Raw genomic sequence first — 7768 nt, 5'->3', positions numbered from 1 at the left:
GAGGATGGACCCATGTCCTCCACGAACCTCCTCGGCGTGCCCGAGACCCTCCTGCCCGCCGACCCTGCCGTCACGGCCGACCTCGAGACGCTGTCGCTCGCCGAGGTCGTCGTCGCCCACCCGACGTCGTCGCTCGCGTGGGCCCTGCTCAGCGACGAGGCCTCTGCCCGGGGCGCCGACCTCGAGGCGTACGCGTACGCGCGGGTCGGTTACCACCGCGGCCTCGACGCGCTGCGCGGAGCCGGCTGGCGCGGACAGGGCCCCGTCCCGTGGTCGCACGAGCCGAACCGCGGGGTGCTGCGCTCGCTCTTCGCCCTCCGCCGCGGAGCCGCCGCGATCGGCGAGACCGCCGAGGTCGAGCGGCTCGGCACGTTCCTGGCGGACGCCGACCCCGCGGCTGCCCCGTCGATCGAGGCCGAGGAGGCGGGCCGGCGCTGACGGCGCCCGCCGCGCCTCCTGCGCCGTCACGTTTCAGGACCAGGCCGTTGGTGCTTCCTGATCTGTGCACCTTTCAGGACTCGCGGTCCTGATCTCTGCAGACTCAGGACTCGAGTTCCTGAACGAGGAGACGGAACTCAGCCCTGAGGCTCAGCCGATCAGCGACGGCCGCAGGTCGCGCAGCGTCCGCTGCCGCGTCATCCGGGCCGTCGCGACCAGCGACACCAGCAGCGCGCCGAGCATCCAGAGGGCGAGCACGCCGGCGTCGGTCCACGCCGTCGCCGTGCTGCCGCCGTACATCAGCTGGCGCAGCCCGTCGGTCGCGTAGCTCATCGGCAGCACGAAGTGCAGCGCGGCGAGCGGTCCGGGCAGCGTCTGCCACGGGAACGTCCCGCCGGCGGTGACCAGCTGCACGACCATGAGCACCAGCCCCAGGAACTGCCCGACGCTGCCGAGCAGCACGTTGAGCATCATGATGATCGCCGCGAAGGTGACGCTCGCCAGGCCCATCATCCCGAGCATGCCCCAGGTGTGGGCGACCTCGAAGCCGAGCGCCCCGCGCACGATCGCGAACAGGGCGACCATCTGCAGCACGCCGAGCAGCGCGGGCGTCAGCCAGCCGGCCGCGACGACCCGCGCGGGCGCCGCCACAGCGGTGACGGCGCGCTTCGACACGGGCTTCACGATCAGGAACAGCGCGTAGATCCCGATCCACGCCGCGAGGCTGATGAAGAACGGGGCGAGCCCCGCGCCGTAGGTGCCGGCGCTCGTGAGCGGCTGGTCGTCGACCCCGACGGGGTCGCTGATCGCGGAGGCCTGGTCGTCGCGGCTCTGCTCGGTGCTGGCGGGGATCTCGCCGAGGCCGCTCTGCAGCCCGTCGCGCAGCTGCACGGCGCCGTCGTCGAGCGTCCCGAGCCCGTCGCGCAGGCTGACCGTGCCGGTGCTGAGGGTGCCGAGCCCGGTCGACAGCGAGGCCGCCCCCGTCTCGAGCGTGCCGAGGCCCGACGACAACGAGGAGGCGCCCGAGGCGGCGCTCTGCGCTCCCGTCGCCAGCGTGTCGGCCCCGGCGGCCGCGTCGGAGATGCCGCTCGTCAGGGCCGGGGTCGCCGAGGCGAGCGCCGCCGCGCCGGCGGAGACCTGGTCGGCGCCGGTCGAGAGCGCCCCGACCTGGCCGTTCAGCTGCTGCACCTGCGTGTTCGCGTCGGCCAGCCCGTCGGTGACGGGGGCGAAGTACGAGGCGACCTCGGTCGCCGAGGCGACCGCCTCCTCCTGCGTCTGGCCCTGCGAGACGAAGAGGGCGACGAGCTGACGCCCGATCGCGGCCTGCGTCTCGGGGGCGGCGTCGGCGGCGGCCTGGCTGGCCGTCGCCGCGTCGCCGACGGCGGTCGCGAGCTGCCGGTCGCCGTCGGCGACCTGGGCCGCGCCGTCCGCGAGCTGCTGCGTGCTGGCGGGCAGGCCGGTGGTCTGGTCGCGCAGCTCGTCGAGCCCGGTCGAGAGGGTCGCCGCGCCGGTCGCCAGCTGGGAGGTGCCGCTCGCCAGCGACCGCGCGCCCGTCGCCGCGGTGGTCGCGCCCGTCGAGAGCTGGTCCGCTCCCGACGACGCGTCGGCCGTCCCGGCCACGAGCTGGTCGGCGCCCGACACGGCGGAGTCCGCGCCGCTGACGAGCTGCGACGCCCCGTCGACCGCGCTGCCGAGGTTCGTCCGGATGTCGGCGAGGCCGACGAGCAAGGTGGACGCCGCCTCCTTGCCGACCTTCTCGGCCACCGACGCGCGGATGGTCTTTCCTGCCTGCCCCGCGATCGTCGTCGCCAGGTAGCTGTTCGTGTCGTTCGTCGCGAGGACGATCTGCGCGCGCTGCGGGTCGTCCGAGCTGGCCGAGGTCAGGTCGGCGCTGAAGTCGCGCGGGATCGTGAAGGTGAAGTCGTAGGTGCCGTCGCGCAGCCCGGCCGCGGCCTCGGCCGACGAGACGGTGTGCCAGTCGAAGTCGCCGCCGTCGACGACCTCGTCGGTCACCTGGTCGCCGTAGTTCGTCGCGGTGCCGTCCACGACGGAGCCCTGGTCCTCGTTGACGAGCGCCGCGGGCACCTGGTCGAGGTTCGCGTACGGGTCCTGGTTCGCCCACAGGTAGAGGCCGCCGTAGAGCAGCGGCACCGTCATCAGGGCGACGAGGGCGAGGCGCGCGAGCCCGGTGGAGGTCAGCCGCTGCAGCTCGGCTCGGACGATGGCGATGATCTTCACGGTCAGCGGTCCTCTCGGGTGGGGGCGACCGCGCTGTCGTCGGGTGTGGTGTCGGTGGTGTCGAGGTCCGCGAAGTCGGGCACCGGCAGCGCCTCGACGGCGGCCAGCGCCGCGGCCCCGGTGATCGTCAGCACGGTGACGCCGCGGGCGACGAGGTCGTGCACGACGGCGAGCCACGCGGCGACGTCGCCGCCGTGCCGCTCGGGCGAGGTGAGCACGAGACCCCGCACGCCCTCGCGCAGCACGGCGAGCTCGCAGAGCAGGCGCACGCGCAGCTCCGTCGGCAGCGCCTGGAGGCGGGTGCGGCGGTGCTCGGCGAGGCCGATCTCGTCGAGCAGCAGGGTGGTCGAGGCGCGGTCGCTGCGGAGGCCGGCGAGCGCGAGCTCCTCCCGGGCGACCTGCGCGACGGTGAGCGAGCCGAAGGGCTCGGCCACCGACGGGGTGTCGACCAGGGCGAAGGAGGCGCGGATCGCGGCCGCGTCGTCGCTCCCGTCCAGGGTCACCTGCCCGCTGGTCGGGGCCATGCGCCCGCCGGCGATCAGCGACGCGAGCACGGGGGCGTCGACCGTCTCGACGGTGACGAACCCGGGCAGGCCGCGGTCGGCGACGGCGGTCAGCTCGGGCAGCGGCGCCCCGGGCCCCTCGCCGACGGCGACGTGGTCGAGCTCGAGCCTCACGAGCGGTCCTCCGGGGTGCGCAGCGCGAGGGCCGGCGTGGTGCGGACGAGCTCGCCCGCCTCCTGCCATCCGAGCCCGACCATGCCGAGCACGGCGAGCATCACGAGCCGGTGGCCCTCGGCGCGGTCGAGGTCGCGCACGGTCGCTTCGTCGAGCACGGCCAGCGCCGACCCCTCGACGAGGTGCGCGAGGGTCTCGACGTCGACGTCGTCGCGCATCCGGCCGTCGGCGACGCCGCGGCGGACGGTCTCGAGCAGGAACGCGCGCAGCGGCGCGAGCGCCGTGCCCACGTCGCGCATCAGCGGCCCGCGCACGGTGAGCTGCGCCATGACGCGGACGTGCTCGACCTCGGCCCACAGGCGCGCGCCGAGCTCGGCGAGCTGCACGACCGGGTCGTCCGAGGGAGCCGGCACCGCCGCCGCTCCGATCCGCGCCGCACCGCGCAGGGTCACCTCGCGCACGAGGTCGTCGCGGGTCGCGAAGTGCCCGTAGACGCTGCGTCGGGACAGCCCCGCCTCGGCGGCGATCGCCTCGAGCGGGACGGCCGGGTCGACGTTGAGGAGGCGCACGGCGGCCGCCATCAGGGCCTCGCGGTTCGCGGCGGCGTCGCGTCGCGGCGCCCGGGTGGGGGAGGAGGGGGAAGCTGGGGAGTGCACGTCCCCGATCATACGATCTTGCACACCAGTGTGCAAGATCGTGAGGGTGGGAGAGGGACGAGGAGGCGTCGGTAGGGTCGGGCGATGACCCTCGAGGAGGCGGCGCGGCAGCTCTACGCCCTGCCGCCGCAGCAGTTCACCGCCGCCCGCGACGCCCTGGCTGCCGACGCGAAGTCCGACGGCGACGCGGCCCTCGCGACCTCCGTGCGCCTGCTGCGCCGCGCCTCCGCGTCCGCCTGGGCCGTCGACCTCCTCGCCCGCGACGCCCCGGACGACCTCGTCGCCCTCGCGGCCCTCGGCGACCGGTTCCGCACCGCCCAGACCGACGGCGACCGCTCCGCGCTCTCCGCCCTGACCCGTGAGCGGAAGGAGGCGCTGGCCGGCCTCGTCGCCCGCGCCCGCCTCCTCGCGTCCGACGCGGGCCGTCCGCTCTCGGCCCCGGCGCTCGCCGAGGTGGACCAGACCCTCCGTGCCGCCGTGGCCGACGCGGCCGCTGCGGCCGCCGTGCGCAGCGGACGGCTGGTGCGGGCGCTCGCCGCCGACGGCCTCGAGGAGGCGGACCTCACCGACGCCGTCGCCGGCCGTGCCCCCGAGGGCGTCGCCCCGACGCGGCTGAGCGCCGCCGCTGCCCCCGCCGGTGACGACCACGACGACGAGGGCGGGGGAGCGACGGGATCGGCCTCCGGCGGCGGATCACGGACACGCGACCGGGAGGCCGCTCGGCAGGCGGCTGCCGAGGCCGCCCGACGAGCAGCCGAGCAGGCGGCCGCGGACGCCGAGCACGAGGCCGACGACGCGGAGGCGGCGCTCGCCGAGGTCGACGAACGCGCGACCCGGCTGGCTCACGACCGTGACGACGTCCTCGATCAGCTGCGCCGCCTCCGGGACGAGTTCGCCGCCGCCGAGCGTCGCAGCGCCGAGCTCGACGACCGCGAGAAGTTCCTCACCCGCGAGCGCCGCCGTGCCGACGCCGACGCGGCCGCTGCGCGCCAGGCCGCCGACCGTGCCCGAGCCGCCCTCGGCTGACCCTGCCGGCGCAGCGAAACACCCCGGTGTGGACGATGCACCCCGTCGTCACGAGGTGCATCGTCCACAACGGGGTGCGAGACGCGAGCTGCCTAGTTCCGAGCGCCCATCAGGTGCTCGAGCGCGAGCTGCTGCAGGCGGACGAACCCGTACCCGTGGCCGCCGAAGTGCTGGCCCGCGTCGTAGTCCTCGTACGAGGCACGGTCGGCGAGCAGCTGCTCGTAGCCCTCGCCCTCGCCGAGCGTCGGCGTCGACAGCTCCGCGACCTGGGAGGCGGCCAGCGCCTCCTGCACGTCGGGGTCGGCACGGAACGCCTGCGCGCGCTCCTTCAGCAGCAGGTACATGCGCATGTTGGCGGCGGCGGAGTCCCACACGCCCGAGATGTCCTCGGTGCGCGACGGCTTGTAGTCGAAGTGGCGCGGGCCGTCGTAGGTCGGGCCGCCCTGGGGCGAGCCGTGCTCGAGCAGGTCGACGAGCGAGAACGCGTTCTGCAGGTCGCCGTGGCCGAAGACGAGGTCCTGGTCGTACTTGATGCCGCGCTGGCCGTTGAGGTCGATGTGGAACAGCTTGCCCTGGTAGAGCGCCTGGGCGATGCCGGCCGTGAAGTTGAGGCCCGCCATCTGCTCGTGGCCGACCTCGGGGTTCACGCCCGCCATCTCGGGGTGCTCGAGCGTCTCGATGAACGCGATCGCGTGGCCGAGGGTCGGCAGCAGGATGTCGCCGCGGGGCTCGTTGGGCTTGGGCTCGATCGCGAAGCGCAGGTCGTAGCCCTTGTCGAGCACGTACTGCGAGAGCATGTCGACGCCCTCCTTGTAGCGCGACAGCGCCGCCTGCACGTCCTTCGCGGAGTCGTACTCGGCGCCCTCGCGGCCGCCCCACATGACGAAGGTCTTCGCGCCGAGCTCGGCAGCCAGGTCGATGTTGCGGAGCACCTTGCGGAGCGCGAAGCGGCGGACGCCGCGGTCGTTGGAGGTGAAGCCGCCGTCCTTGAAGACGGGCGCGCTGAAGAGGTTGGTCGTCACCATCGGCACGACGATGCCGGTCGCGTCGAGCGCGCCCTTGAGGCGGTCGATCTGCTTCTGGCGCTCGGCGTCGGTCGAGCCGAACGCGAAGAGGTCGTCGTCGTGGAACGTCATGCCGTAGGCGCCGAGGCGGTCGAGGTTCTCGACGGCCTCGACCACGTCGAGGTCGGGGCGGGTCGGTCCGCCGAACGGGTCGGCGCCGGTGTAGCCGATCGTCCAGAGTCCGAAGGAGAACTTGTCGTCGCGGGTGGGAGTGGTCGTCATGTCCGGGGTCCTCGTCGTCGAGAGCGTTTGTTGTCGTCTCCAACATATGCGCTCGTGCCCGTGATCACAAGAGCGTCGTCGTCGTTCCTCCCGACGTCCGTGAGTCGACGGGACATCCCCCGAGGAGGTGCGGGCAGGTTGCGTGCCCCCGCCATCGCCCGTACTTTGTTGTTGGCCACAACGAACGTGGTGACGCGTGACGAAGGAGTCAGATGTCCCCCGACGAGTCCCGCCGCGACCTCGGCGTCGCGATGATCGGCCACGGCTTCATGGGCGCCGCCCACTCGCAGGCCTGGCGCACGGCGCCCGCGTTCTTCGACCTCCCGCTGGTCCCGCGGATGACGGCGATCGTCGGCCGCGACGCCGACGCGACCCGTGCCGCCGCGGCGCGATGGGGCTGGCAGCGAGGCGAGTCCGACTGGAGGCGCGTGGTCGAGAGCGACGACGTCCAGCTCGTCGACATCTGCTCGCCCGGCTCGACGCACGTCGAGATCGCGGTGGCCGCGCTCGAGGCAGGCAAGCACGTGCTCTGCGAGAAGCCGCTCGCCAACACCGTCGCCGAGGCCGAGCAGATGGCTGACGCCGCCGAGCGGGCCGCCGCACGAGGCGTCCTCGCGATGGTCGGCTTCAGCTACCGGCGGGTGCCCGCGATCACCTTCGCCCGCGACCTCGTGGCGCGGGGCGCGATCGGCGAGCTGCGTCAGGTCCGGGCCCTGTACCTGCAGGACTGGCTCGTCGACCCCGAGGGCCCGATGACCTGGCGCCTCGACAAGAGCGTCGCGGGCTCCGGCTCGCTCGGCGACATCGGTGCGCACCTCGTCGACGCCGTGCAGTTCGTCACGGGCCGGGCGCTGACCGACGTCAGCGGCCTGCTGCACACCTTCACGACCGAGCGCCCGCTGCTCGGCGAGGTCCGCGGCCTCGGCGGCACCGCCTCCTCCGAGCGCGGGCAGGTCACGGTCGACGACGCGGCCCTCTTCACCGCGAAGATCGCGGGAGGCGCCCTCGCGACCTTCGAGGCCACCCGCGTCGCGACCGGCCGCAAGAACGCGCTGCGGCTCGAGTTCAGCGGCACGGGCGGCGCGATCGCCTTCGACCTCGAGCGCATGAACGAGCTCGAGGTCTACGACGCCGGCGCCCCGGTCGACCAGCTCGGCTTCCGGCGCGTGCTCGTCACAGAGCCGGAGCACCCGTACACGGGCTCGTGGTGGCCGACCGGCCACGGCCTCGGCTACGAGCACGCCTTCAGCCACCAGGCCCGCGACCTCGTCGCCGCGCTCGCGGCGGGGGAGCAGCCGACCCCCTCCTTCGCCGAGGGCCTCCAGGTGCAGCGGGTGCTCGACGCCGTCGAGCGCAGCGCCGCCGACGGCAGCCGCTGGCTCGCGACCGCGCCCTGACCCGACCCGTCCCGACCCGACCCGACCCGACACGACCCGACACGACCCTG

7 protein-coding genes are annotated in these 7768 nt (G+C 74.2%); 3 read left to right on the top strand and 4 right to left on the bottom strand.

Annotated elements, in window-relative coordinates; translation table 11 throughout:
- Positions 1–12 precede the first annotated feature (12 nt).
- Positions 13–438 carry a DUF3151 domain-containing protein gene (locus EDF20_RS11525; protein WP_123548550.1) on the top strand — a complete coding sequence of 142 codons (426 nt, stop codon included), beginning with the start codon at positions 13–15 and terminating at the stop codon, positions 436–438.
- Between the two features lie 150 nt (positions 439–588).
- On the opposite strand, the gene EDF20_RS11520 is transcribed toward EDF20_RS11525, so the two are convergent.
- From EDF20_RS11520 to EDF20_RS11510, 3 genes are read right to left on the bottom strand one after another with little or no spacing between them, the layout of a single operon-like run.
- On the bottom strand, positions 589–2676 hold the full coding sequence (locus EDF20_RS11520; protein ID WP_133738769.1) for a YhgE/Pip domain-containing protein: 2088 nt from the start codon (positions 2674–2676) through the stop codon (positions 589–591).
- A 2-nt stretch (positions 2677–2678) separates the two neighbouring features.
- Positions 2679–3353 carry a hypothetical protein gene (locus tag EDF20_RS11515; protein ID WP_133738768.1) on the bottom strand — a complete coding sequence of 225 codons (675 nt, stop codon included), beginning with the start codon at positions 3351–3353 and terminating at the stop codon, positions 2679–2681.
- Entirely contained in the window at positions 3350–4009 is a 660-nt protein-coding gene (locus EDF20_RS11510; protein WP_233569187.1) for a TetR/AcrR family transcriptional regulator, read from the bottom strand. The genes EDF20_RS11515 and EDF20_RS11510 overlap by 4 nt, the downstream gene beginning before the upstream one ends.
- An 84-nt stretch (positions 4010–4093) precedes the next feature.
- Between EDF20_RS11510 and EDF20_RS11505 the strand changes: the two genes are divergently transcribed.
- Positions 4094–5035, top strand: a complete 942-nt coding sequence (locus EDF20_RS11505) for a transposase (protein ID WP_133738767.1) — start codon at positions 4094–4096, stop codon at positions 5033–5035.
- A gap of 92 nt (positions 5036–5127) precedes the next feature.
- Here EDF20_RS11505 and xylA read toward each other — a convergent pair whose 3' ends face one another.
- Positions 5128–6321 carry a xylose isomerase gene (gene xylA / locus EDF20_RS11500; protein ID WP_133738766.1) on the bottom strand — a complete coding sequence of 398 codons (1194 nt, stop codon included), beginning with the start codon at positions 6319–6321 and terminating at the stop codon, positions 5128–5130.
- Between the two features lie 212 nt (positions 6322–6533).
- Here xylA and EDF20_RS11495 point away from each other — a divergent pair, with 212 nt between their 5' ends.
- Complete coding sequence (locus EDF20_RS11495) at positions 6534–7718, top strand: Gfo/Idh/MocA family oxidoreductase (RefSeq protein WP_243833469.1); 1185 nt, start codon at positions 6534–6536, stop codon at positions 7716–7718.
- Positions 7719–7768 lie beyond the last annotated feature (50 nt).

It is taken from the genome of Frigoribacterium sp. PhB116, from assembly GCF_004364285.1.
GTDB lineage: Bacteria > Actinomycetota > Actinomycetes > Actinomycetales > Microbacteriaceae > Frigoribacterium.
The sequence above is the reverse complement of the archived record's forward strand: the minus strand, read 5'-3'. Positions and strand labels throughout refer to the sequence as shown.